Annotated in this window: 22 protein-coding genes and 1 pseudogene; 8 read left to right on the forward strand and 15 right to left on the reverse strand. The window is 33.0% G+C overall.

The window, feature by feature from the left end:
- The first annotated feature begins 33 nt into the window (after positions 1–33).
- On the forward strand, positions 34–153 hold the full coding sequence (locus tag DZ60_RS24730; protein WP_081740512.1) for a putative quorum-sensing-regulated virulence factor: 120 nt from the start codon (positions 34–36) through the stop codon (positions 151–153).
- A 114-nt stretch (positions 154–267) separates the two neighbouring features.
- Here DZ60_RS24730 and lysA read toward each other — a convergent pair whose 3' ends face one another.
- Positions 268–1,497 (reverse strand): diaminopimelate decarboxylase, encoded by a 1,230-nt coding sequence (gene lysA, locus DZ60_RS0115540; RefSeq protein WP_025742962.1) that lies wholly within the window; start codon positions 1,495–1,497, stop codon positions 268–270.
- A gap of 154 nt (positions 1,498–1,651) precedes the next feature.
- On the opposite strand from lysA, the gene DZ60_RS0115545 reads away from it, so the two are divergent.
- The 4 genes from DZ60_RS0115545 (at position 1,652) to DZ60_RS0115570 (ending at position 4,890) form a co-directional block, all read left to right on the forward strand.
- Positions 1,652–2,287: an LON peptidase substrate-binding domain-containing protein gene (locus DZ60_RS0115545; RefSeq protein WP_025742963.1), complete on the forward strand. Its 636-nt coding sequence runs from the start codon at positions 1,652–1,654 to the stop codon at positions 2,285–2,287.
- A gap of 153 nt (positions 2,288–2,440) precedes the next feature.
- Positions 2,441–3,634 (forward strand): ADP-forming succinate--CoA ligase subunit beta, encoded by a 1,194-nt coding sequence (gene sucC, locus DZ60_RS0115555; protein WP_025742964.1) that lies wholly within the window; start codon positions 2,441–2,443, stop codon positions 3,632–3,634.
- A 90-nt stretch (positions 3,635–3,724) separates the two neighbouring features.
- Positions 3,725–4,231 carry a cupin domain-containing protein gene (locus DZ60_RS0115560; protein WP_025742965.1) on the forward strand — a complete coding sequence of 169 codons (507 nt, stop codon included), beginning with the start codon at positions 3,725–3,727 and terminating at the stop codon, positions 4,229–4,231.
- A gap of 326 nt (positions 4,232–4,557) precedes the next feature.
- On the forward strand, positions 4,558–4,890 hold the full coding sequence (locus tag DZ60_RS0115570; RefSeq protein ID WP_025742967.1) for a hypothetical protein: 333 nt from the start codon (positions 4,558–4,560) through the stop codon (positions 4,888–4,890).
- Positions 4,891–4,987: 97 nt separating this feature from the next.
- Here DZ60_RS0115570 and DZ60_RS0115575 read toward each other — a convergent pair whose 3' ends face one another.
- Entirely contained in the window at positions 4,988–6,592 is a 1,605-nt protein-coding gene (locus tag DZ60_RS0115575; RefSeq protein ID WP_025742968.1) for an AprA-related methyltransferase, read from the reverse strand.
- A 74-nt stretch (positions 6,593–6,666) separates the two neighbouring features.
- Entirely contained in the window at positions 6,667–6,921 is a 255-nt protein-coding gene (locus DZ60_RS0115580) for a DUF1456 family protein (RefSeq protein ID WP_025742969.1), read from the reverse strand.
- A gap of 106 nt (positions 6,922–7,027) precedes the next feature.
- Here DZ60_RS0115580 and DZ60_RS0115585 point away from each other — a divergent pair.
- A pseudogene (locus DZ60_RS0115585) lies at positions 7,028–7,435 on the forward strand (TerB family tellurite resistance protein); the annotation flags it as partial.
- Between the two features lie 703 nt (positions 7,436–8,138).
- A complete protein-coding gene (locus DZ60_RS0115590; protein ID WP_025742971.1) occupies positions 8,139–8,576 on the forward strand; it encodes an Hsp20/alpha crystallin family protein in 438 nt (145 codons plus the stop codon).
- Positions 8,577–8,776: 200 nt separating this feature from the next.
- On the opposite strand, the gene DZ60_RS0115595 is transcribed toward DZ60_RS0115590, so the two are convergent.
- The 6 genes from DZ60_RS0115595 to DZ60_RS0115625 form a co-directional block, all read right to left on the reverse strand.
- On the reverse strand, positions 8,777–9,181 hold the full coding sequence (locus DZ60_RS0115595; RefSeq protein ID WP_025742972.1) for a response regulator: 405 nt from the start codon (positions 9,179–9,181) through the stop codon (positions 8,777–8,779).
- A complete protein-coding gene (locus DZ60_RS0115600; protein ID WP_025742973.1) occupies positions 9,178–10,242 on the reverse strand; it encodes a sensor histidine kinase in 1,065 nt (354 codons plus the stop codon). Before DZ60_RS0115600 ends, DZ60_RS0115595 begins: the two co-directional genes overlap by 4 nt.
- Positions 10,243–11,026: 784 nt before the next feature.
- On the reverse strand, positions 11,027–13,027 hold the full coding sequence (gene uvrB, locus DZ60_RS0115610; RefSeq protein ID WP_025742975.1) for an excinuclease ABC subunit UvrB: 2,001 nt from the start codon (positions 13,025–13,027) through the stop codon (positions 11,027–11,029).
- Positions 13,028–13,077: 50 nt separating this feature from the next.
- Positions 13,078–15,906, reverse strand: coding sequence for a T9SS type B sorting domain-containing protein (locus DZ60_RS24345; protein WP_025742976.1), 2,829 nt, complete (start codon positions 15,904–15,906; stop codon positions 13,078–13,080).
- Between the two features lie 26 nt (positions 15,907–15,932).
- Entirely contained in the window at positions 15,933–16,769 is an 837-nt protein-coding gene (locus DZ60_RS0115620; protein ID WP_025742977.1) for an ABC transporter permease, read from the reverse strand.
- 4 nt (positions 16,770–16,773) lie between these two features.
- Entirely contained in the window at positions 16,774–17,670 is an 897-nt protein-coding gene (locus tag DZ60_RS0115625) for an ABC transporter ATP-binding protein (RefSeq protein ID WP_025742978.1), read from the reverse strand.
- 182 nt (positions 17,671–17,852) lie between these two features.
- Between DZ60_RS0115625 and DZ60_RS0115630 the strand changes: the two genes are divergently transcribed.
- Positions 17,853–18,920, forward strand: coding sequence for a hypothetical protein (locus tag DZ60_RS0115630; protein ID WP_025742979.1), 1,068 nt, complete (start codon positions 17,853–17,855; stop codon positions 18,918–18,920).
- Between the two features lie 60 nt (positions 18,921–18,980).
- Here DZ60_RS0115630 and DZ60_RS0115635 read toward each other — a convergent pair whose 3' ends face one another.
- From DZ60_RS0115635 to DZ60_RS0115660, 6 genes are all read right to left on the reverse strand, one after another.
- Positions 18,981–19,754 (reverse strand): sulfite exporter TauE/SafE family protein, encoded by a 774-nt coding sequence (locus tag DZ60_RS0115635; protein ID WP_025742980.1) that lies wholly within the window; start codon positions 19,752–19,754, stop codon positions 18,981–18,983.
- 87 nt (positions 19,755–19,841) lie between these two features.
- Positions 19,842–20,900, reverse strand: coding sequence for a nucleoid-associated protein (locus tag DZ60_RS0115640; protein ID WP_025742981.1), 1,059 nt, complete (start codon positions 20,898–20,900; stop codon positions 19,842–19,844).
- 123 nt (positions 20,901–21,023) lie between these two features.
- Positions 21,024–21,536: an IS1096 element passenger TnpR family protein gene (locus tag DZ60_RS0115645; RefSeq protein ID WP_025742982.1), complete on the reverse strand. Its 513-nt coding sequence runs from the start codon at positions 21,534–21,536 to the stop codon at positions 21,024–21,026.
- Between the two features lie 73 nt (positions 21,537–21,609).
- Positions 21,610–22,644 (reverse strand): COX15/CtaA family protein, encoded by a 1,035-nt coding sequence (locus DZ60_RS0115650; protein ID WP_025742983.1) that lies wholly within the window; start codon positions 22,642–22,644, stop codon positions 21,610–21,612.
- 59 nt (positions 22,645–22,703) lie between these two features.
- Complete coding sequence (locus tag DZ60_RS0115655) at positions 22,704–24,134, reverse strand: CCA tRNA nucleotidyltransferase (RefSeq protein ID WP_025742984.1); 1,431 nt, start codon at positions 24,132–24,134, stop codon at positions 22,704–22,706.
- 8 nt (positions 24,135–24,142) lie between these two features.
- Positions 24,143–24,712: an L-threonylcarbamoyladenylate synthase gene (locus tag DZ60_RS0115660; protein ID WP_025742985.1), complete on the reverse strand. Its 570-nt coding sequence runs from the start codon at positions 24,710–24,712 to the stop codon at positions 24,143–24,145.
- Positions 24,713–24,872: the final 160 nt, after the last annotated feature.

The raw sequence follows: 24,872 nt of genomic DNA on the forward strand, positions 1-24,872 counted from the left end.
CTAACCACAACTTTTTGGAATGATCCGTATTATGTGGTGTGGTATCATAGAAAGGGGTTTCCTAAAGGTTTGTTGGGGGATCAATTGCAAACAGTCTATGAGTTAAAGCTGAACGGCTTAGAATATCTTGTAAGAAATATTAGAAAGATGTAAAAAGTCTGATAATTAAGGCTGTTTATTATAGAGTGTTCGACTTGTCTTTGATTTTAAAATAAAAAAAATGCGCCAACTTTTGATTGACGCATTATATATATTAAAGTACTTAGATTATGCTTCTTCAACTACTGTAGAGAATATATCAACATCTACTTGGTTTTTTATCAAATCATCAAAAGTTTCGCGTTTACGAATTAAATGTGCCTTTTCATTGTGCCATAATACTTCTGCAGGTCTATAACGAGAGTTGTAATTACTAGCCATAGAAAAACAGTAAGCACCTGCATTTTTAAAGGCAATAGTATCTCCTTCTTTAATTTCTGAAATACGCCTATTAGTGGCAAAAGTATCAGTTTCACAAATATATCCTACCACAGAATAAAAACGTTCCTTGCCATCAGGATTAGAAATATTGATAATCTCATGGTGAGAATTATAAAACATAGGTCGTATTAAATGATTAAAACCACTATCGATACCAGCAAATACGGTAGATGTTGTTTGTTTTATGACATTTACATTTGCTAAGAAATAGCCAGCTTCACTTACCAAAAACTTTCCTGGTTCAAAACCTAAGGTTAGTTCTTTTCCATATTCTTTGCAAAACGCATTAAATCTCTTGGTCAGTTTTTGACCAAATTCTTCGATGTTCGTTTCTATATCTCCTTCTTTGTAAGGGACTTTAAATCCACTTCCGAAATCTATGAAGTCTAAATTTTTGAAATTTTTCGCAGTTTCAAATAATATCTCACTAGCATGCAGGAATACCTCCACATCAAGAATATCACTTCCGGTGTGCATATGTATCCCATTAATATTCATTCCTGTGTTTTCTACGATTCTCAAGATATGAGGGATCTGGTGTATTGAAATACCAAATTTACTATCAATATGTCCAACAGATATCTTACTGTTGCCGCCGGCCATAACATGAGGGTTTACACGAATACACACAGGAACATTAGGATGTTTTGTTCCAAATTGTTCTAAAATAGAAAGGTTGTCAATGTTTATTTGTACACCCAAAGAAGAAACTTGCTCTATCTCTTCTAGAGAAACACCATTGGGAGTAAAAATAATATTAGCTGGTTTTACACCTGCCTTTAATCCTAAATTTACTTCTTGAATAGAAACCGTATCTAGTCCGGCACCTAGAGAGTTCATTAGTTTTAGGATGGCAAGATTAGACAATGCTTTGACCGCATAATTCAATTTTACCTTTTTTACTTTATCAAAGGCATTATTAAGTCGGTTGTATTGTGAAATGATTTTTGAAGCATCATATACATAGATAGGATCTCCAAACTCTCTTGCAATAGCTAATAGATTTTCATTTTCCATTTTGGATCAAATTTAAGCCAACAAAATTATCAATAAAATAAGAGATATTCATGTGTAAAAAGAAAAAAAATAACTTGATTTTTTAGATTTCAATAATTTTTAACGTGCATTTAAGGTGAATAGTTTACTAAATTCCTATTTTTAATAAAAAAGAATGTTAGCTTTATTTCCTTTACAAACCGTCGTTTACCCAGGAGAGCGATTACCGTTACATATTTTCGAAAAGAGATATCAAGAGTTGATTGCAGATTGCGAAGAACATGGGATTTCGTTTGGGATACCCACTGTTATTGATAAAAAGTTAGAATACGGGACAGAAGTAAAACTTCAAAAGGTTACCAATAGACTTCTTAGTGGGGAATGCGATGTAGTATGTCTTGGAACGCGCATTTTTAAGATCAAAAATTTTTATAAACTGTATCCCGGGAAATTATATGCTGGGGGAGAAGTAACGTTTTTAGACGACACTCAAAATAGTGACCAGGAGCTTCAGGAAGAATTACTTAAGAATATTTCGAATTTGTATACAGAGTTAATTATAGATAATCCACCGGTGATTACTATTCCCTTTGTGAGTTATCAAGTTGCGCACAAAATAGGGTTAGCTATATCTCAAGAATATCATTTATTAAAATTGCGTAAAGAATCAGAAAGGTTGGTGTATCTTATAGGGCATTTAAAAAGAACAATACCTGTAGTTCGTGAAATGAATAGGACAAAAGGAATCATTAAAATGAACGGACATTTTAAAAACTTTGATCCATTAGATTTCGATGATTTTGAATTATAAGGAATTCATGTTTATTTTTAGGTATGTTTTAATTTTTTTGACTTGTTTTGATAATATAATAATGACGACTTTTTTTACCAGAAAAGATTGGCACAATAACTTCACTTTTCCTATTTTTGAGACTCCTAAAAAAAGAGGTAAAATATATATATTATGAACTTACATGAATATCAGGGTAAAGAGATATTAAATAGCTTTGGTGTGCGTATCCAACGCGGTATTGTTGCTCAAAATGCTAAAGAAGCAGTTGCAGCAGCAAAACAATTGACTGCGGAGACAGGTACTGGATGGCATGTCATCAAAGCACAAGTGCACGCAGGTGGACGAGGAAAAGGTGGTGGTGTAAAGCTAGCTAAGAACCTTACAGAGGTAGAAGAGATTGCAGGTCAGATCATTGGGATGAACTTAATTACTCCGCAAACATCAGCAGAAGGAAAAAAAGTACACCAAGTATTAGTTGCAGAAGATGTATATTATCCAGGTGATAGTGAGCCAGATGAATTTTATATGTCAGTATTACTAAATCGTACTACTGGGCGTAATATGATCATGTATTCTACCGAAGGAGGAATGGATATAGAAACTGTTGCAGAAGAAACTCCGCATTTAATATTTACAGAAGAGGTTGATCCTGCAGTTGGGTTTTTACCTTTTCAGGCAAGACGTGTTGCATTTAATCTAGGGTTAAGTGGCTTAGCGTTTAAAGAAATGACCAAGTTTGTTACTGCTTTATACAAAGCATATGTAGAGTCGGATTCTTCTCTTTTTGAGATTAACCCAGTTCTTAAAACAAGTGATGACAAGATCATGGCGGTAGATGCCAAGGTTACTATAGATGATAATGCATTGTATCGTCATAAGAGTTATGTCGATATGAGAGATATTCGTGAAGAAAATCCTATCGAAGTTGAAGCGAATGAGGTTGGACTTAATTACGTAGATCTAGATGGAAACGTTGGGTGTATGGTAAATGGTGCAGGCTTGGCTATGGCAACAATGGATTTAATTAAGCAGGCAGGAGGAGAGCCAGCAAACTTTCTTGATGTAGGAGGTACGGCTGATGCTAAGCGTGTTGAAGAGGCTTTTAGAATTATCTTAAAAGATGAGAATGTAAAAGCAATATTGATCAATATTTTTGGAGGTATCGTTCGTTGTGATCGTGTAGCTCAGGGAGTAGTTGATGCGTATAAGAATATGGGAGACGCTATTAAGGTTCCTATTATCGTTCGTTTGCAAGGAACAAATGCAGACATAGCAAAAGAACTTATTGATAATAGTGGGTTAGATGTTCAAAGTGCAGTACAATTTCAAGAAGCTGCAGATAAAGTACAAGAAGTATTGGCTTAATCTGTTGACTTCGGATAAATTATATAATGAGAGCGATTCGGTAACGATTCGCTCTTTTTTTGTAATAATTTATAAGACCAATATAAAGAAATGAGTGCAGAAATACAGAAAATAGTAAATACATTGGGGATGAAGCCACATCCCGAAGGAGGATTTTATAAAGAAACCTATAGAAGTACTGGGGTTATCCCTAAAGAGGCTTTGCTAACAAAGTTTTCGGGTGCCCGTAACTATAGTACAGCTATTTATTTTTTGCTAACATCAGATAATTTTTCAGCGTTTCATAAAATTAAGCAAGATGAAATCTGGCATTATTATCAAGGATCATCGTTGAATGTTCATGTTATAGATGAAAATGGCACGTATACTAAGTATAGAGTTGGGGTGGATTTGGATAAAGGAGAGTTACCTCAGCTTGTTGTTTCTGCTGGTTGTTGGTTTGCTTCTAGTGTTGCCAGTAACGATGGATACTCATTAGTGGGATGTACCGTTGCGCCAGGATTTGATTTTGATGATTTTCAATTAGCAAAAAGGAAAAATTTGATAACGCAATTTCCTGAATATGAAGATGTGATTACGAAATTTACCAGAACTTAGATGTTTATTGGTCAAAATAGTTTGATGTAGATTTTTTAATAAAAAAAAGAATAGTGCTTTGTAGGGAAGTAATGTTCTGATTGTCTTATGCTTGCTTGAAGGAAATTTCAATATTTTTCTTATGTTATTTCTCCTTAGTTTATTCTGATATTTTGGATTTTCTTAAATCATAAACAAATAAAATTGGTAGAAATTCTTTTAATTTTCCTCTAACATATAGAGTAAATACTTGTAAATCTGTGTTAATACGCATGATACTTTGCAACATATTTCGATTTTTTATTGTCTTAGAAGTATAGTTTTCATCAATAAAAAACGAATAAATCATGAAAAAATTAAGTAAAGTAATTGTGGTAATATTTTTTGTAACCACTAGTGTCCATGCGGGAAGTTCTACATTAGAAATGTCTGAACCTGAATTGTTAAAAGAAATTAAGCAATTGTTGGATAAACCCTCATTTGCTATTGATGCGGATATTGAGGCTGACGTAACCTTTGTTTTTAATAGCAAAGATGAGATTGTAGTTCTATCTGTTGACTCTAAGAGTCAGTACGCAGAAGGGTTTATTAAATCAAGATTGAATTATCAAAAATTAAATTCGAAGTTTAATAGTGTGGCGACGAGGTATAAGTTGCCGGTTAGGATAACTAAACAATAGACAGTTTATCTGAAATAAAAAGCCGGTATAATCAACCGGTTTTTTATTTTTTTTGAAGAGATACCGATAAGAAGGGACTCTTGTATTGTGCAGATCTTTATTTTCCGATAATATAATTAATACTCACCGTAGCTAATTCTGAATTAGGAAATTTTGAAAAATACGTTGGATCGCTTTTTAAGTTAACTTCATCAATAATTTTAAGAAATGAATCGATTTCTAGTATATATTGATCAGAAAATCCATGAGTTGCATCATATGCAGTAGCTGCTGTTCTGCCAATGTTTCGGGCTGTTAGTTCTGGTGATATCGTATGCAGTTCGATAACGATTAATCCAAACTTGGCTATATAGGGTTGCCATTTCTTGAAATGATCTTTTAGGTTACGCTCAACATCATCATTGAGTAATCTTTTTCCTCGATATGAAAAAGCTCCCGTAGAGGTGCTAGGGCTGTTTATTTGTGACTTAGGTGTGCTCCAGATTCTATTGTGGTCTAAGAATGTTCTGACGGATAATAAATCCTTGAGATTGATTTGATACTTTTCTTTTAGGTCTTTTTCTAATAAATCGGGGTCACTTATATCTCCCCAAATTACCTTGGCCCAAATATCCGCATTAATTAGGTTGGATCTAGTAACTTTTAGTGCAGCTTTGTTAAAATCTGCTCCAACTAAGAATAAAGGGTGGTCTTCGAGGTGTTTGCCTCTTAGGGTCTTTGATTCGATTACTTCAAATAGGTGGATTATAAATGCTCCATTACCACATCCCATATCTAAAATGCCCTTGGGTTGTTCATTAATTGGTTTATTGAATATGCTAATTATAATTTCGTCAATTTTCTTAAAGTAAGTAGCATGCGCTCCACCGCTTCCCCAGACATTCATTTCTCTATCTACATGAATTTCCTTATCTGTTTTGTTCTTCCATAATATATTCGGGTTTCCGAATAATAATTCATTTATGTGTCTGAACATAGGAATGTAAGAAACAGTGACTCCGTAGGCAGATGCTCTTTTGGCAAAAAACAATCCTTTTTCTGTAAATGTGTAGTTGTCGTTTGATTTTTTAAACCAACCTAGCTCTCCTAAAAAAGAAAGTATTGTGTCAAAACTTTGGGGGTACTTGTGATACTCCTCGGGGCTGAATGAAGATTCCATAAAATATTTGTGAAACATTCCGCCCATACCTAAATGCACGATTGTTGGCCCAATAAGAGTTCCTTCAATATGTTTGAGAATTTGATGTTGAATCGTTGTTGTTACTTTATCTTTTGTAGGAGTAAGGTTGAATCTATTTTGGTATGCTTTAAATAGTTTTTCTAGTTTATTAAAAGGTTCTAACTCAAATTTTCTAGGATGAAAACTAGCTGAATAATCTAAAAGGTTTACAATATCTTCATATAAATAAAAATGATCAAAAGCTAACTCTGAAAGCGTGTTTGTTTCTATGGATACAGTATTATTATTAACGCTATAATCTAACCATCCTTGAGCACTTAATATCCGTAAAGCTACATTAAGATAGCCTTCGTTTATAGTTGTTGTTTTTGCTATCTCGTGAATTGATACTTTTTTGTTGACAAGTATAAAGTTGGTTATTTCTTTTTTATAGAGCGCATATGCGATCGGTGCAACTACAATACCATCTAAGTGTCTAAAAAGTTCTCGCCTAAATTCTTGCTTTTGATGTGTAGATAACATAATTGCTTGGTTTGGGTTGTTAGTCCTAACCAAAATAAACAATTATTCTGAGGTACAGGGTATTGTGATGCTATCTATTTCTTTGGTGCGTTTTGTTTTTTCTCGGGCATTGGGCCTCTAAGATGAATAATAAGTCCATTTAAGAAATTACGAAGAATCTGATCACCACACTCCATGTACTTGGGGTGGTTTTCATTTCTAAAAATAGCTCCTAATTCACTTTTAGATACTTTAAAATCTACCAGTGCACAGATTTTTACAATATCATCATCTCGCAATTTGTGTGCAACTCTTAGTTTTTTAAAAATATCATTGTTTGTTAAGCCCATGGGGCAAAGGTAAATTTTATAATTGAAATGATTGGCTTCTAAATCCAATTATTATTAGAGGGCTCTAATTGCCTGAAATTTATTATTTTCGACAAAAAAAGTAAAAGGATATATGTATACCAAAGAGGAGAAACTAAGTCTACTTTCGGAAATGATAGATTTTGCCCGAGCGGATAAAAGGTTTAAGGATCAAGAGTATAATTTTATTTTGGCTGTCGCTTCGCAGCTTAAAATTACAAAAGAGGAGGTTGATCAATTGGTAAAGAAAGGTGCAGAAAAAAAACAGTTGCAGCCAGAATCACAACGTATTTTACAGTTTCATAGACTGGTTTTACTGATGAATGTAGATCAGGAAACATCACAAAAGGAAATTCATGAAATCAAAAATATCGGGCTGCATATGGGGCTGAGACCAGAGGCTGTTGATGCTGTTCTTGAAAAAATGCATCAATATCCTAATAAGGTAGTTCCTCCGAATGAATTAGTTGCGATTTTCACTAGATTTTATAATTAATATTTTACACATAGCTAATAGTATAAGATAAGTTTTCTGATTATTCTCAAAAACTGCGTTTAAACTATTTGTGAGGGTTTAAAAACTAACCAAAGTATTTGTGCTGAAAAAAAATCTATCAGAAAATACAATTGGTCGGTAATTGTTGTTTTTTGACGATTCTAAGGGAGTGAAATGGTATCTATTTGGTTTTCTGTTGTTTGAGTTGCGTTTATTTGTTTAACTAAAATAAGATATCGTTTTTTTAATAACGAATTTCTTGGAATTGATTGTCAGTATTGTGTGAATTGGTGCTTGTTATTTTAATGAATTAAAAAAACAAAGTGTTATGAAGCTTTTTTACGGGATTTTAACTATTGATTTTAGAGGACTTAGGAATTTTGTTCAAGATTTACCAGCGGGGGTAAATGAAATATTTTATAAGTAATCGATTTTTCTTGTGTATTGATTTGGGTTACAAATAAAATAATATTTTAAGCATTAATAGTATATAAAGCGCTTAGGATTATAGATTATAAATGGAACTATTTTGCCATTATCTATAATGTTAGGCGCTTTTGTCATGGTTACAACACAAAAAAACGACAGAATGTCACCTCCTGATTAAATAATAGTGACATTTTGGCATAAAAACTGTGTTGGAATCTAAATTGCTATATACTCAGTGTAATTAAAATTAAAAATAACTTTAAAATTAATAGAAATGAGTTTACTAAAAAATACAGATAGAAGATTACCATTTATTTTTGATGACCTATTAACGACAGATTGGTTTGGCGGTACGACTAATGTTAATAAGATTGGACGTTATACTCCTGCGGTTAATGTAAAAGAAACTGAAAATGACTTTGTATTAGAATTGGCAGTTCCTGGATTAAAAAAAGAAGATGTTGGGATTGAATTGAATCATGATGTCCTTACTATTTCATCAGAAGTAACGTCTAAAACAGAAACTTCCGAAAATGATAGGTATACAAGAAAGGAGTTTGGTTACAGGTCGTTTAAACGATTATTTAGCTTGCCTGATTCTGTCGATGGCACGGCAATAGGAGCTTCCTACGAAAACGGAATTTTATTAGTTACGTTGCCAAAAAAAGAAGAGGCAAAAGTACAGCCCAAAAGATTGATTGAGATTTCATAAGTTGATTTTGAGATTATATTTAGTTAATGTTGTGAAGCGCCCATTATATTTATGGGCGTTTTTATTTGGATCTAATGTGTAGATTTCTTGTATTTCAGGATCAAAATAAATAGTATTTTATGATTCCGAGTTTAAGATTTTTGTAGTTGTATGTTTTATTATTTCAGTGAGTTTTTGTGTTTGCTATATGATAATTAATATTAGATTTCTTCGATAATTGAGCTGAGTTGTGTTTCATTAATTGGTTTGGTAATATATTCAGAGATTTTTGTGTAAGTCATGGCTTTTTTGATGTCCTCAGGATTTTTAGAGGAAGAGAGAATGTAAATTTTTATTTTCTTCTTTAGAAGAGGAGCTATAGAGTTATATTCATCTAGAAACTCCCATCCATCCATTACAGGCATATTAAGGTCAAGTAATATTAGATCGGGTAATTGTTCTATGTCATTATAAGAGGATTTGAGATGTCGAATAGCTTCTTCGCCATTAGAAAATACTAACAGATCCTTTTTTTCATTATCAACACGTTGTATTAACTTCTTGATAATAAATTGGTGAATAACATCGTCGTCTACAAGGCATAGCTTGCGGTTATTTTTTGTCATGATACAATGTCGATAGTAAAAATAGTGCCTTTTTCGGGTTCACTGTGAATAGTTATTTTTCCATTAAGGGCTTCTACCTGAGACTTAGTCATAAAAAGTCCGAAACCTTTGGCATCAGGATTACCATGAAATGTCTTTCTAAAGCCAAAAATTTTATTTCTATGCTTTTCAACATCTATTCCGCTACCATTATCTGTGAATATAAGTTGTACTGCGTCATTTTTTTTTCTAGACTCTATATGAATCACTGGAGCTCTTTCGGTGGATCGGTATTTTAAGGCGTTTGAGATTAAATTCAAAAAAATATTATACATATAAGTTTCAGAATATTCGATAGTTCCTATTTTGTTAAAGTTAGTGTAAATACGGGCATTATTTGAGGTTATAAGGTCACTTAATTCTTGTATTGCCTTATTACATGTCTTTTCAAGAGAAATGTATTTAATTTTTAAATCAGTGTTTTGGTTAATTTTTAGTGCGTTAATTAAATCTTCTAGTGTGCTATTTAGTGTTTCTGCACAGTTTTGAATCAAATTGGCGTATTCCTGTTGGTCTTTTCTTAATCTGCTGTCTTTTAGAAATTTTGATAAGGTAAATATGTTGGCAATCGGAGATCTTAAATCGTGAGAAGTGATATTTGCATAATCTCGGAGCTGTTTGTTTTTGGCTTTAAGTTCTTTTAGTATTAATTTTTTTTCATGTTCTTGTTCTTTTGTAAGCGTTTTATCTCTTGCAATAGCAAAGACGGTTCCTGTTGAATCTACAGTCGTTGAATTCCATTCTAGCCATACTACCTGGCCTTGTTTGCCTATATATCGATTAGAAAATTGATGCACACTCAGTCCTTCTATTTGTTGCTTAACTATTTCTGCTGTTTTCTCCTTATCATCCGGGTGAACAAATTCTATAAAAGGAACAGAGAGCAACTCCCTTTCAGAATATCCAAGCTTTTTAGTCCATTGCGGGTTAATTTTTTTAAAAAAACCATCTAACCCAGCTATTACAATTAGGTCTTGACTTAATTCAAATAGGTTCTTGTAATGTAATGTAGTAGTATGCATGTTGAGGCAATTTTTGAAATAACAAAAAATACAATTTTCTACAAATCAATAGTCCATTTTGTGTTTACGATCGGCTTTTAATAGCTTTTATGAAACATATATCCTACAAGGTATAACATTCTCAATAATTATTAAACAAAGTATAAATAATTCACAAAATTTTATGTAAAACTAAAGGTTTTCCTATTAAATAATGTTAAATAATGAATATATTTTTTTTGGTTAAAACGTATGGATATAGGGTAACATGCTATATTTTAGGAAATTTGTTGTCATATGCTGTTTTTTTTAAAATTAAATTATTCTTACAATTAAATGATTCAATTGTTAATTATTATGTAATACCATATTCGGGTTTAGCTATAATTTTTGTTTTATTACTTGATGTTTTCCTACATGTTTTGATAGATTATAACAGTGATAATTGGTTTCAGGTTTATGTATTGATTTTGTAAATAAATCATAGTTGTTCAAATTATTGGACGTACTAATCAAATAGTTATTATTTAAAAAGAGTGGTTAGATTGTTTTATAGACGAATAATTACTAATAATATAAGTAGTTCTTAACAGGTAGAGCTATTAAATAGGGGACTTGCTGCCAAACGAAGCTTGTTTTTTAGAATTATATCATATTATGAATATTGCTATGTGATTGATGCAGTAAATATTAGGTTCGGTTTTTTGGATATAGAATAATCATTAAGGAAAAAAATACTTCCTGATACTATATATTAAAATTTATGGCCTATTTTGTGCAAAATGTTGGCAATGGGGTTTATATCTTAGGCCTTTTGTACTTTATCTTGTAGCATTTTGATTTCGTCACGTAATCTCGCAGCGGTAATAAAATCAAGTTCTTTGGCTGCTTTTTCCATTTCTTTTCTCACATTACGAATACGAGTCTCTAGTTGTTCTTTAGTGTAGTAGGCAGTTTCTTCTTCTGCAGCTTGTAAACTTGGTGCGGCTTCAAATGTATAGGGTTCCATTTTTTTGCCGGATAATGCATTGTCCAATGATTTTTTTATAGCTGTTGGAGTCAGTCCATGTTTAGTATTATAAGCAATCTGTTTTTGACGACGATATTCTGTGTCATCAATAGTTTTTTGCATGCTATCCGTGATTTTGTCAGCATACATTATTGCTTTTCCGTTGACATTTCTGGCAGCCCGTCCAACGGTTTGAACCAGCGATCTTTTATTTCGTAAAAAACCTTCTTTATCAGCATCCAAAATTGCAACTAGAGAAACTTCGGGAAGATCAAGTCCTTCTCGTAGTAAATTAACTCCTATCAATACATCAAAAAGCCCCTTCCTTAAATCTTGCATAATTTCTACCCGTTCTAGTGTATCAACATCACTATGGATATATCGACACCGTATATCTATTCTAGTAAGATATTTTGTCAATTCTTCGGCCATTCTTTTTGTTAATGTAGTCACCAGAATTCTTTCGTCTACGTCAATTCTCTTTTGCATCTCTTCGATAAGATCATCTATTTGATTTAGACTAGGACGCACTTCTATAATAGGATCTAGTAAGCCTGTGGGTCGAATGATTTGTTCTACATAAGTACCTTCGCTCTTTTGTAATTCATAATCAGCAGGAGTTGCGCTAATATAGAGGACTTGATTTTGTATGGCTTCTAGCTCTTCAAATTTAAGAGGACGATTATCCATAGCAGCCGGCAGTCTAAAGCCATATTCTACTAAGTTTTCTTTTCTGGAGCGATCTCCCCCATACATAGCATGTGTCTGTGGTATTGTTACGTGACTTTCGTCAATAATCATTAGGTAATCATCGGGGAAATAGTCTAGTAAGCAAAATGGTCTTGTTCCTGGTTGCCGACCATCAAGGTAACGCGAATAATTTTCTATCCCCGAGCAATATCCCAATTCTTTTATCATTTCAAGATCAAAGTTTGTTCGTTCTTCTAACCTTTTTGCTTCCAAATGTTTTCCTATTTCTTTAAAATACGCTATTTGTTTTCCTAAATCAAGTGCAATTTGATCAATGGCATTATTTAAAACATCGGGAGAGGTAACGAACATATTCGCTGGATAAATATTTAGTTGTTCATATTTCTCAATGATTTGATTTGTTTGCACATCAAAAGCCTCAATCTCTTCAATTTCATCACCAAAAAAATGAACTCTGTAAGCATCGTCTGCATATCCTGGAAAAATATCTACAGTATCTCCTTTAATTCTAAAATTACCATGTTTGAATTCGGCTTCTGTTCTAGAATATAAACTTTGTACTAATTTATGTAGGAGTGCAGTTCTTGATACGAATTGTCCTGATTGTATAGAAATGACGTTTTTTTGAAATTCTACGGGATTACCGATTCCATATAGACAAGAAACAGATGCAACTACAAGAACATCTCTTCTACCAGATAACAGAGATGACGTAGCACTTAATCGAAGTTTTTCAATTTCGTCATTAATAGATAAATCTTTTTCTATATAAGTACCTGAAGTAGGGATGTAAGCTTCTGGTTGGTAATAATCGTAATATGAAACGAAATATTCAATCGCATTTTTAGGAAAAAACTGTTTGAACTCAGAGTATAATTGTGCAGCTAGGGTTTTATTATGAGCTAAGATGAGTGTTGGTCGCTGTACTTTTTCTATGACATTTGCTGCGGTAAAGGTTTTTCCTGACCCAGTTACTCCTAATAATGTTTGGTATTTTTCATTGGCATTAATGCCATTTGTTAGTTGTCGAATAGCTTCTGGTTGATCTCCAGTTGGCTTAAATTCTGATTCCAATTTGAACTTCATGGGTAGGCTTGTTTTTCAGAATAAAGATACCAAAAATCAACCGTATAGAATTATCTAATTAGAGAGAAACTTCCGGTTAATATACGACCGTCCATTAGCTCAACTCGAAACCAATATTGGCTTGAAGGAACTTGTTTACCGTTATAAGTTCCGTCCCAACCAATATCATTGGCACTGAGTTGTTTGAGTAGTTTTCCATAACGGTCAAAAATATAAATCAAAGAGTTTGATATCATTTCTTTTGAGATTCCTATTATATTCCAGGTTTCATTATAGGTGTCTCCGTTTGGGGTAAAGTAGTTTTTAAACCCAATAACAGAAATTTCTTTGGTAACCACAGGAGTACATCCGTTTTTGTCCCTAACATAAATTGTATGAAATCCTGGAGGGATTTCGGTAAGCGTTGGAGTATCTTGATAGCTTCTGATTCTACCATCAATAGATATAGTGTATTCATAATCACCGAGTCCTTCTGCGTTAATTGTAATAGTGTTATTCGTGCTGCCATCCCGAATATCTACAGAGGCTATTGTAGCAATGCTTGAGGGAATAATATCAATCATTCGGGTTTTGGAGCATCCTGTTTTTATACTCGTAATTTTAATACTATAAACACCTGTTTGGTTGGCGAAAATTGTTTGGCTGGTCTCATTTGTTGACCATAAGAAGGTAAAGTCGTTAGGGTTTGAATCATTAGGTAAACCAGCTTCAATCTCAATACTTTCTTCATTTTGACATAAGAAATAAGACGAATCTTCTAGAACTTCGGGGAGTGGTTTAACGAATAAATATATTTTACCAATCCCAAAACAATCTCCATTTGTTCCTTCTGCTTTTGCATATATAAAATCATCTCCTTGTGAGTTTTGAGTTGTGTTGGTGTAGGTTTCAATTGTGTTTTTACTTAATAACGCATTTTCTATATTCTCATAATAGCTAATAGTAAGTCCGGGGTCTGTGATGCCAAGCAATAGTTCTGAATTCGCATCTGAGAGATCAAAATTTGTATATCCATCCTCGATACCATCATCATCGCAACTACTTAGTTGTACATCATTAATGGTTGTAGTACTAATTTCTAAAGTAAGCGTGGTGATATCAAAACAATTCGGATTGTTTGTATTATAAACTCTCACATATATTTCTTGATTATTCTGACTATTTATAAAAGCTTCTGGATTGTTAATTTCGGGAGTTCCTGATAGGGCAGACGTAGGATCTAAAAAAAACTGTGTTGAATACTCGCTATTTCCTGAGGTAAGTTCTTCGTTTGCCACTCGTAAATCAAATAATGTAATGTTATCTTCTAGATTTTGATATCCATCACATTGTGTAATGATTGCGGGAGTAGCAATGGGAATTTCTACAAAGGTCGCATTTGCTAATCCGATTAACGGGCAACTACCATCATTTAGATCTATCTCAAGGCGATAATTAGCGGTAGTTGTGATATCTAAGAAAGAGGTGTTTGATGAGAGTAATATGTCATTCCTGTACCACGTATATGTAGCGCCTATAATATTTTGATAACTTAGTTGATAGGTATCTCCTTGACATAGTAATAGGTTGATGTTGTCTGGATCTCCATTAGAAATAATACCTATATTTTGTTCAAAAATGGATTGTACAAAAGGAGGAAGGCCTAATGTGACTCTTCGGATGCCATCAGTATTTATTAATATTGCAGTTTGATCAAAGTTTAGGTTATTTGCAGGTTCTTCTGGGTTCTGTATAACGCCTAGATAGTCACCTTCTGCTGTTTCGAGATTTATGATGGCAACATAAATTTTCCCGTCAGGTCCTAATTGCAGAGCTCCTTCACTATAGTTAAAAAGATCTTGACCACTGGTATTAGTAATTCTCGTTGCACTGGCAGCAATTTGATTTCTTGGCACTGATAAATCATATTGCAAAAGGAAGGAATTTATATTTCCTTCGATACCTTCTCCAATATTTGCATATAGGTATTTTCCGCTTTGCGAAAATTCTATACCATAAGGAGAGTCACTGTTAAATAATTCTGTTTCATTAGTTACAATTCCGGTACTATTATCAAAATCATAGAGTAATACTTTGCCTGGTCCATTTTCTGCTGTAGCAGTTGCAAAACCATAGTGAGCAACGGCAAGTTTATCTCCTTTTGGGGCTGCTTTTATATATCCTAAGGCATTACGTCTATATCCTGATACAGGCACCTGAACTCCTGTTTGAGAAGATACAGGTGTATTATTAACTCCGGTTTCATCTACTTTAAATGCATAAAAAGTATCTATAAAATGTGTAATGACCCAAAAAGCATTGCAGTCATTACTTTTTACAGCTGTTATTTTTTCTGAACATTTATATGCCGTTTCTAGACTATTTGATGTGTTGTACGTGATTAAGGGAATATTTTTTTGATTACTTAGTACAGCACCATTGCCACCATTCATAGACATGTCTACGACAGAATACATGAGTCCATTATTTACTCCATCTCCATCAATAGTCGTATCATCTGCATCTGCATTGTCATGATGAGGTTCGTCTACAGTAAAAACGACATAGGTTGTTGTAGAGTTAGGTAATGGTACAATTAGGGCAGAAGATGTACTAGAAGAATCTCCTTTTAATTCCTCTCCATTTTGCATAATATTATGAAATCTATCCCAGATTGTTATTCCATCAGTATAGAATTGCAAATTTCCATTTGGATCAGATATCGAAGCACATCCTTCAAGTGTATTAATAACTCCGTCGGTTAGAACCGTTGGTGGTGTTGTATTAAAACTTATTCCAGCATTTTGACCAAAATACCAGTTATTCGCCTCTCCTTGACTCAGTACCGAAGAATGAATAAGAAAAAAAAGAATACTATATGCTATGTGATGATACCGCATTATTGAGGTCTAATACCTCAAATATATCATAAATCTCTCTTTTTTAGTAATGCATAAGATAGATAGATGAAAATTGCAGTCCAAGTGAGTACAATTAATAGTTCATACCAGTGTACTGCATAATCTTTTTGAAACTGTTCTCCTAGTTGATTGGCTGCAGATTGTATGAAATTAAGCCTCGTAAAAGGTTCGCTAATTAAGTTTGACATAGACTCTAAAGGAAAAAACTGTACTATGGATTCTGCAACTTGTGTTCCTTTAAATAATTTGAATTTGAGCAATCCAAAAATAATATTTTCAAGAACCCACCAAATAAACAAAAAACCAAGAGCAAAAGCAGATCGTTTGACTAAAATCCCCAAGAACATACAAAAGGCAAAGAACCCTACTAGTTTAATAAGGTAAGCAAGAAGATACTCAATGTCTGTAAATATAATTGATACTTCATTATAATCAGAAAAGTTGATTCCTAAAATCATGCTTATAATGCCTAAGAAAATTGTGGATATCAAGGCAAACACACCTACTGTTAGAAATTTTGAAGCTATAAATTCTTTCTTACTTAATCCATCAATAAGATTTTGTTTTAGTGTTCTGTGGCTATATTCATTCGCCATCATAGAAACGATTACAATAGCCAAAAATAGTTTGGCCCATGAGGCGATATATGTTGTGAAATGCCAGATATAAGGAAAGTTAAAGATGCCTTGGTCAGCTATTCTGAATTTTATTCCGGCAAAATTAAATTCTATTGAAGCAATCAAAGCAATAAAAGTGATCAATACGAAATATGTGATGATTATTACTTTTGATGCTTTATTATGTTTAAGTTTTTGAAATTCTATATTGAGTAATCGAAGCATGTTTTTATTGTTTGTCAGTTAGTTGTAAGAATTGTTCCTCTAAGCTCTCTTTTCGTTTTACAAGATGGGTAAGAACGATTCCTTCTTTAAATAGTTGTCTGCTAAGATCTTCTGCATCTAATTCGTGTGCTAAAAAAGCAGTAACGATCTCATTTTCTTCTTTATAGTTTTTAATTTCCTTTTGTTGGGATAACCATTTTATTAGTGCAGACTTTTGATTACTCTTAAGCTCAAAAAAACCATAACTGGCATTCATCTCATCAACGGGACCAGCGTATAGTTTTACTCCCTTTCTTATGATAACGACATGAGAACATACTTTTTCTACTTCATCAAGTAGGTGAGATGCTAATAATATTGTGGTACCTTGAGCGGCTATTTTTTGTATTATTTTTCTAATTTGATGTATTCCTTGAGGGTCTAAGCCATTAGTCGGTTCATCAAGAATTAGGATTTCGGGATCATTTAATAGTGCAGAAGCGATAGCTAATCGTTGTTTCATCCCCAAAGAAAATGTTCTGAATTTACTATCTTTTCTATCTAGTAAACCAACGATTTCGAGTTTTTCGTCGATTTTTTCTGATGATACTTCCTTAATCTGGCATACTAATTTGAGGTTTTGTGCTGCCGTCATATAGGGATAAAAATTAGGGCGCTCGATAATGGCTCCTACTTTTTTAAGTGCTTCGTGAGTTGAGGTATTTCCGTCAAACCATGTGAAATCACCAGAAGAGCTATTAACTACATTAAGTACAATACCTAAGGTAGTAGACTTGCCACTTCCGTTAGGGCCTAGGATACCATAAACATTTCCTTTTTTTATGGTAAAAGAAAGGTTTTTTACCGCAGTTAATGTCCCAAAATTTTTAGTGAGGTTATTTAAGGTAAGTATATTTTCCAATTCAGATTCTTTTTGGAGGTTATATAGAAGTAGACGACAATAAGACTTTTTTGTTACAAAAGTCTTTAATATTATTATCGTGGTGTGAATAAAGAAAAGATTTAATGAAGATGTATATTTTTTGAGTTTTTTGAATTCGAGGTTCCAAAATTTGTAAATTGCTAGTTTGAGAGAAGTTTGATATGGAAGAAAAATTAATGTCGAGAAAAAAACCAACATATCCTATTAATGATATGTTGGATGTTTATTTAAAAGAATGTAATCGTAAAATAAAAATACCCGTTTTTTATGATGATCTCCTTCGTTTTTCGGGATCAATTGTAGTATATGATAGTAACGATCAAGATACGCTTTGGGTGCGAGTATATTATGAAGAACATGAACGGAAAGAAATAGAATCAAGTCTTAAGAAAGTATACACAATTCTCCATTCTGATGGTAATGAAGATGCTATAGAGTTTTTGAATATTGATGCTATTGATTATTGTACTTTTGGTAATTCTAAACCCTTTAGAATCAAAGTAAGAAATATTCTAAATGATAACTTTACTTACTTTTATATTAAAAAAGCAGATGCATCCAGGATTTATGGATTAGAGTTAGAGCATATGTTTTCTCCGAATAGAATTAACTTTTTGGTATATAAAAACACATTAATAGAGGAGCATATTGCCGGTATTCCTGGTGACTTGTTTATAAAAGATTTTTTACCTGATTTAAGTGATCAAGCAAAGTCTCAGATAGCAAAAGAGTTTGTGAAGTTTAATGAACGCTGTCAGATGCGTTTATTAGGGGATATGAGATCTTATAATTACGTGATTATACCAATTCATGATTTTGATCATGTAGAATATAAAATCAGGGCAATTGATTTTGATCAACAATCTTATGAAGGGAAATTAAAAGTATATCAACCTCAGTTTTTTAAAGAGAACTTTGCCATGGTCGATATTGTGATGAACAGGTTGCAGCCTAGTTCTATAGAGCAATATAAGAAAGAGGAACGTTCTATTTTGGCAAAGAGAATATTAACATCTCGATCTCGATATGAGACATTGGTAGCTTGCATGTGTGCAGATACTATTTCTTCTGAAGAGAATATTGAATCTTTGAGAGAACATCTATATAATTTTACACTGGATTTAAAATTTAGGCGAAGTCGATCCATGGGAGAGGTTCTTAAAACGGCTATGGATTTTGTAAGAAGAAATTATGAAAATGTAAATATGAATCGATTATTAGAGGGGTGATAAGATTTATAGATTTGAATAGTTAATGGGAATGAAGTGGTAATTGTTTTTTTATTGATGTTAAATAACTCCAAGTCCTAAAAGAATTCCAAAAATAATGAGTAGTATCCCAACAATAAGTTGAATGGTGTTGATCGTGATTTTTTTTAGGAATTTCTTTCCAAAATATGCTCCAATAAAAGCCATACCCGTAGCTGTAATAAGCATAGGATAGTTAAGTTGGTTCTTTAGTGTAATAAGGTCTTTTGCATAAACAACGAGTCGGGATATATCGATACAGCATGCAATGACTACACCGGTTGCAATAAATGCTTCTTTTCTCAGCTTTGCACGTATCAGAAAAGCTGTTCGTAATGCTCCTTGATGCCCTGATAAACCACCAAAAAAACCACTTAATGCTCCGCCTAATGGCAAATATTTGGTGTCGAATTCTAATCGTTTTAATTTTGGTACGAGATCAAATAAAGCAAAAAGGATGAGTAGTCCAGCAATACAAATTTTAACAACCGTAATTGAATGTAGTTTTTCACCTAACGTATAAGAATAAATAGGAGCTACATGGTTAAGTTTTCCCAATAAGTAGGCCCCGAGAAAAGCAAATACAATTGCAGGTCCTCCAAATCTAACAACTGTTTTTAAGTTCGTTTCTTTGCCAACCAAAAGAAGTTTAAAAATATTATTTAATAGATGAACTATTGCTGTCAGTGCAATAGCAATGTCAATTGGAAAGAATAAAGCAAAAACAGGTAAAAGCAGTGTTCCTAATCCAAAACCTGAGAAAAACGTTAGTCCTGATCCTATTAATGCAACAAGACCAACTAGAATATAATCCATTCGCTGTTTCTAATTTTATACTAAAATAGTATATATTACATTAAGAAAACATGGTTGTATTTCTTTTCTCTAAAGGAGAAGATCTATTTAGCTTTTCTGCTCTTTGTTAAAGTATACTAGATAATAGTACATTTGTTTTTCTTCGTCCCATCCTTTTTCTACGAATTTTTCAGCCGATTCTGGGTTTATAAAATCCATTTTTATTTGTACGTTAGTGTCAAGACTGATCACGTTTTTTATTTTTTTACGTGCTGCTGTTACTGCATTATTAGCTATAGGGAAGGAGGTAAGGTCTTCGATATTATATTTTGGTGCTTTTTCTTCTTTATAGTGTTTGAATTCTGGAATTAGGTCTGGGTTGTCTATGACTTCATTAAGAAATGCCGATTCTTCAAATTCATCATTTTTGGCAAAGTGATTTACGGCACGATTCATAAACATAACCTCTTCTTTTTTGTCCTCTGCGGGTAATACTACCTCTTTTGCAAAATCTTGACAGAACTTCATATATTTTTTGGTATAGAAATTTTCGTCGGCAAAAGGTTCTACACCAAGAAAATGTTCCAGCCAGTACTTGGTGTCATATTTGTTAGAATCTACAGAAAGCACTTTGTAGCCTTCTTCTTTCTTATGATTAAAAATAAGGCACCCTTTGTCTAATTTGTTTAGATTTACTCCTTGTTGATGCAATAATTCTAATGTTGATCCATTTTCTTCGAACTGAAGAAAGTCATGTTTTAATTCTGATTTAAAGATACCAATGGCTGATACTTTTTCGTTATCTATAGATACATTTTCTAGATATGTTATATATACTTCACCACTTTTTATATGAGGATGTTGCGATTGTTCGTATAATAATGATGCGATTCTTTTTGATTTTTCATGCGTAGCTGCAGGGTTGTCAAAAATTTCTGAAACAATTTTGTACAGCGGATTAAACTCTACATCAACTTCATTAGCAAATTGGAAATAGTTTTCTTCTTTTTCTCTAAATGGTTTAAAAAAATATTCCTTAAGTAATGCGGTTAACTCATCATTAAGCGAATATGGAGAATCGGATAAGAATATATTTTCATTTCTACTTTTGTTTCCTATTTGGTGAACAGAAAGAGATTCAATTTGCGTGCTGTATAAGTTGATCATGTTTTTATAAAATTTTTGATTGGGACTTCTTCGTCTATAACATATCTTTTATAGGAATCCGTTTGATGTTATTTCCTACTATATTATTTTAATGAGCATTGTGTTTTGAATAATCAGAAAAAGTTAATTCCAATTTTCTTCAAAACCCATTGTGTCATAATCATCGTAGCTCTCTAGATACTCGTTTTTTCCTTCTTCTTCGCCTAGATCATCAACTATGAATTCTTGATCAGGAGCATGGTCAGGTAATTGTCCGTGAATGTACATTACATTAGGATATTCTCTACCATTTTCATATTCTACTACTTCTGCTAGCTCAACTAAAAAGGTCCACATATTTAGAAAGTCATAAATATAAATAAGCTTAGGCGAATCTTCGTTTGCCACGTCATCAAGAGAGGTTTCATTCATTAATCGAATAGGTTGATTTCCATCACTCATATCAAATAAAGATATTTCTTCTCCTTGATTCCATTGAGAATCACTTACATAAAAGGAAGCCATCTCGGCACCATCAAAACCAAAAGACTGTGTTATTACATTATGAAATTGTTCTAACGTTGCTTCTTGTTCTATTTCGATATCTCTAAATACATCTTCTTCTGTATCTAGAATAATTCTGAAACGATAAATCATTTTTGACAAATTTTTGGATATGCAAAGATACGAACAACTTTGCTACTAATTTTAAATTTTGTTTCGTTGTTGCTTATTTTTGAGCGGCTAATTTTCGTGATTTAAAAACTTCTAAAACAATAAAAAATTGCAAACCAAATAGAAGCGAGGATAGTACTAAATGTATTGGTTGTGATAAAAATGGGAAATCAAAATAATACATTAAAATTCCGGTAAAAACTTCTAAAGCAATAATCAATAGTGCCCAATTCAGTTTTTTGAGTTTCATTTTATGTTTTTGGCTTTCATATAGTAACCATCCATTGATTAGGAAAATTAGAATAGAAAAAGAGCGATGAATGTAGAAAGATAGATTTGGTGGGTTGAGCCATTCAGATTTGGATAGTTCTCCAACCAATTTGATTTGTTCATCTACATATTGTCGAACTTGTGTACCCAAAGCAACCTGAAGTAGCGTAAGGAATGTAGCAATAACAAGTAGACTGGCAAAAGTTCTAGAATAGTGCTTGACAGGGATTGTTTCCTTGCTTCTAAACAGAATATATAGTAATACTGCTAAAATAATAAAGGCTACTACCATGTGAATGGTAATCCTAACAGGTAATAAATTAGAGTCTACCACTACTTTTCCTAACCAAGATTGAAAGAGCATTAACAAGATTGTAATAGTTGCAAAAATGGGTATTTTTTTATCCTCTTTCCAGAACGAAAAAGAAAGTATAAACATTATTAAAATAGGAATGCCAGATAAGACGGTAATCAGTCTGTTGATATATTCTATCCATGTATGCCAAACATTAAAAACAGCATAGTCATGTTTGGTGTATGTGTTCCAGTTTTTTGGGTTGTATGTTTCGGTAGATAAAAAATCGTTGATTGCGATACGTAGCGACTCATTTTTGATGACAATGACTCCCTTTTCGTATTGATAATTAGGTTTCCATTGGATTTGAGTTTCGTTTGTCGGAGGTACATAATATCCAAAACATTTTGGCCAGTCTGGGCACCCCATACCGGACCCTGTCATACGCACCACAGCACCTGCAATGATAATAAGGTATATTAGAATAACAGATGTAATGACTAAGGACTTAAAATATTTTTTCATGGTACATTTTTCTGATGTAAACAGATTTTTGCTTGTATCGAAAGGCGTTCTTAAAGAACTTATATATTAGAGATAACCAATCCTAATTCTTCTCCTTTCTTAATCATAAATTCGTAAGCGGCTTTGTGTTCATTAGGTATTTCACCTTCTAGAATTGCTTCTTTGATCGCTTCTTTTATAATTCCGATTTCTCGAGAAGGTTTGATGTCAAAAGTTTTCATAATCTCTTCTCCGCTCACTGGCGGTTGAAAATTACGAATATGATCACGTTCTTCTACTTCTACCATTTTTCTTCGTACAACCTTGAAGTTGTTATGATATTTTCTGAAACGCTTAGGGTTCTTGGTTGTAATATCTGCTTCACAGAGTGTCATTAATTCTTCAATATATTCACCAGCATCAAATACCAGCCTTCTTACAGCAGAGTCTGTAACTCCAGATGCAATTACTATTGGCCTTGAACTCATTAATACCATTTTTTGAACGAATTTCATTTTTTCATTCATAGGCATTTTTAATCTCTTGAAGAGCTTAAAGACCATTTTTGATCCAACAAATTCGTGTCCATGAAAGGTCCAACCTACTTTTTTACTAAATCTTTTAGTAGGAGCCTTACCTATATCATGTAATAACGCGGACCAACGCAACCATAAGTCATCTGTGTTTTCTGCAATGTTATCAACAACTTCTAAGGTGTGATAAAAGTTATCTTTATGTCGCTGTCCTTCTACTTCGTCAATTCCTTTTAAAGCAGTTAACTCTGGTAAAATATAGTCTAAAAGTCCTGTCTTTTCTAGCAATTTAAAACCGATAGATGGTTTGTTGCTAAGTAGTATTTTATTTAACTCGGTAACAATGCGTTCTTTTGTGATAATTTTTATTCGATCTTTATTGTTTGCGATTGCGTTTAATGATGCTGTTTCGATTTTAAAACCTAGTTGAGCGGCAAAACGAATAGCTCTCATCATACGTAATGGATCATCAGAATAGGTAATGCTCGGATCCAAAGGGGTTCGAATTATTTTTTCTTTTAGGTCATTTAGTCCTCCAAAAGGGTCTAGTATTTCTCCAAAATTTTCTTTTGATAAATTTAATGCAAGTGCATTAATTGTGAAATCTCTGCGGTTTTGATCGTCCTGTAACGTGCCGTTTTCTACTGTAGGGTTACGACTATCCTCTGTATAGGATTCTTTTCTGGCTCCTACAAATTCTACCTCAATATCATCTGCATGTAGCATGGCAGTGCCATAAGTTTTGAAAATTTGTACTTTTGGTTTGTTAGGTAAAAGATCAGAAACTTTTTTTGCTAAGGCTATGCCGCTACCAACCGCAACGACATCAATATCTTTTGCAGTCCCTCTCTGTAATAGGTAATCTCTTACGAATCCACCAATGACATAGCTGTTTACCTCGAGATTCGCAGAGGCATCTGTTATGATTTTGAAAATAGGGTGGTGTAAGGCTTCTTTATAATTTTTGGCGTCCGACATGAATCAATTTACTTCCTGATAATTTTTACCGTGCTATCTCCCCCGATTTTGATAATTGAAGAAGGTTTTGCGTTTTTATTTTGTAGGGGCAAATTTACGACATAGTCAACGCCCTCCAAAATTGCCGAAGCAATTTCTTTGAAGTTTTTAGGACTTGCAACACCACTAATATTTGCAGAGGTAGATACAATAGGACGCTTGAATTTTCGAATTAATTTACTGCAAAAAGGATCCCTTACAACACGTATTCCTAAGGTGTTATCATCTGCAATGATGTTTTCTGCAACACGCAAAGGGCGATCATAGACAATAGTCGTGGCTTTTTTACTGTATTTAAGGATGTCATAGGCTACTTCTGGTACTTCTTCTATATATTGTTGTAACATTTTGAAATCACTTACCAAACAAATCATTGATTTACTCTCGGCTCTTTTCTTAAGCGCATATATTTTGTCAATAGCTTCTGCATTGGTCGCATCGCAACCGATTCCCCAAACGGTATCGGTAGGATAAAGGATAATTCCTCCTTTTTTTAATGTAAGTATTGTCTTCTCTAATTCTAATTGTTGATCGACCATATATGAAGTTAAAAAATTAAAAAGCAAAAATACGAAAGAAGCCTAAGAGTACCTTTTTTTAGACCCAAAAAAGGTGCTTTCTTTGTTTCACCAATGTATGATGAGTTTCTTAACAAGGTCAATATTTTACTATTCAGGTCATTTTTTTCAAAAAAAAAAA

The organism is Aquimarina pacifica (genome assembly GCF_000520955.1).
GTDB classification, from domain to species: Bacteria; Bacteroidota; Bacteroidia; order Flavobacteriales; family Flavobacteriaceae; genus Aquimarina; species Aquimarina pacifica.

Bases quoted from the DNA above. Each gene is read 5' to 3' on its own strand.
- lysA (WP_025742962.1), bottom strand. From the start codon at position 1,497: ATGGAAAATGAAAATCTATTAGCTATTGCAAGAGAGTTTGGAGATCCT.
- DZ60_RS0115545 (WP_025742963.1), top strand. From the start codon at position 1,652: ATGTTAGCTTTATTTCCTTTACAAACCGTCGTTTACCCAGGAGAGCGA.
- sucC (WP_025742964.1), top strand. From the start codon at position 2,441: ATGAACTTACATGAATATCAGGGTAAAGAGATATTAAATAGCTTTGGT.
- DZ60_RS0115560 (WP_025742965.1), top strand. From the start codon at position 3,725: ATGAGTGCAGAAATACAGAAAATAGTAAATACATTGGGGATGAAGCCA.
- DZ60_RS0115570 (WP_025742967.1), top strand. From the start codon at position 4,558: ATGAAAAAATTAAGTAAAGTAATTGTGGTAATATTTTTTGTAACCACT.
- DZ60_RS0115575 (WP_025742968.1), bottom strand. From the start codon at position 6,592: ATGTTATCTACACATCAAAAGCAAGAATTTAGGCGAGAACTTTTTAGA.
- DZ60_RS0115580 (WP_025742969.1), bottom strand. From the start codon at position 6,921: ATGGGCTTAACAAACAATGATATTTTTAAAAAACTAAGAGTTGCACAC.
- DZ60_RS0115590 (WP_025742971.1), top strand. From the start codon at position 8,139: ATGAGTTTACTAAAAAATACAGATAGAAGATTACCATTTATTTTTGAT.
- DZ60_RS0115595 (WP_025742972.1), bottom strand. From the start codon at position 9,181: ATGACAAAAAATAACCGCAAGCTATGCCTTGTAGACGACGATGTTATT.
- DZ60_RS0115600 (WP_025742973.1), bottom strand. From the start codon at position 10,242: ATGCATACTACTACATTACATTACAAGAACCTATTTGAATTAAGTCAA.
- uvrB (WP_025742975.1), bottom strand. From the start codon at position 13,027: ATGAAGTTCAAATTGGAATCAGAATTTAAGCCAACTGGAGATCAACCA.
- DZ60_RS24345 (WP_025742976.1), bottom strand. From the start codon at position 15,906: ATGCGGTATCATCACATAGCATATAGTATTCTTTTTTTTCTTATTCAT.
- DZ60_RS0115620 (WP_025742977.1), bottom strand. From the start codon at position 16,769: ATGCTTCGATTACTCAATATAGAATTTCAAAAACTTAAACATAATAAA.
- DZ60_RS0115630 (WP_025742979.1), top strand. From the start codon at position 17,853: ATGGAAGAAAAATTAATGTCGAGAAAAAAACCAACATATCCTATTAAT.
- DZ60_RS0115635 (WP_025742980.1), bottom strand. From the start codon at position 19,754: ATGGATTATATTCTAGTTGGTCTTGTTGCATTAATAGGATCAGGACTA.
- DZ60_RS0115640 (WP_025742981.1), bottom strand. From the start codon at position 20,900: ATGATCAACTTATACAGCACGCAAATTGAATCTCTTTCTGTTCACCAA.
- DZ60_RS0115645 (WP_025742982.1), bottom strand. From the start codon at position 21,536: ATGATTTATCGTTTCAGAATTATTCTAGATACAGAAGAAGATGTATTT.
- DZ60_RS0115650 (WP_025742983.1), bottom strand. From the start codon at position 22,644: ATGAAAAAATATTTTAAGTCCTTAGTCATTACATCTGTTATTCTAATA.
- DZ60_RS0115655 (WP_025742984.1), bottom strand. From the start codon at position 24,134: ATGTCGGACGCCAAAAATTATAAAGAAGCCTTACACCACCCTATTTTC.
- DZ60_RS0115660 (WP_025742985.1), bottom strand. From the start codon at position 24,712: ATGGTCGATCAACAATTAGAATTAGAGAAGACAATACTTACATTAAAA.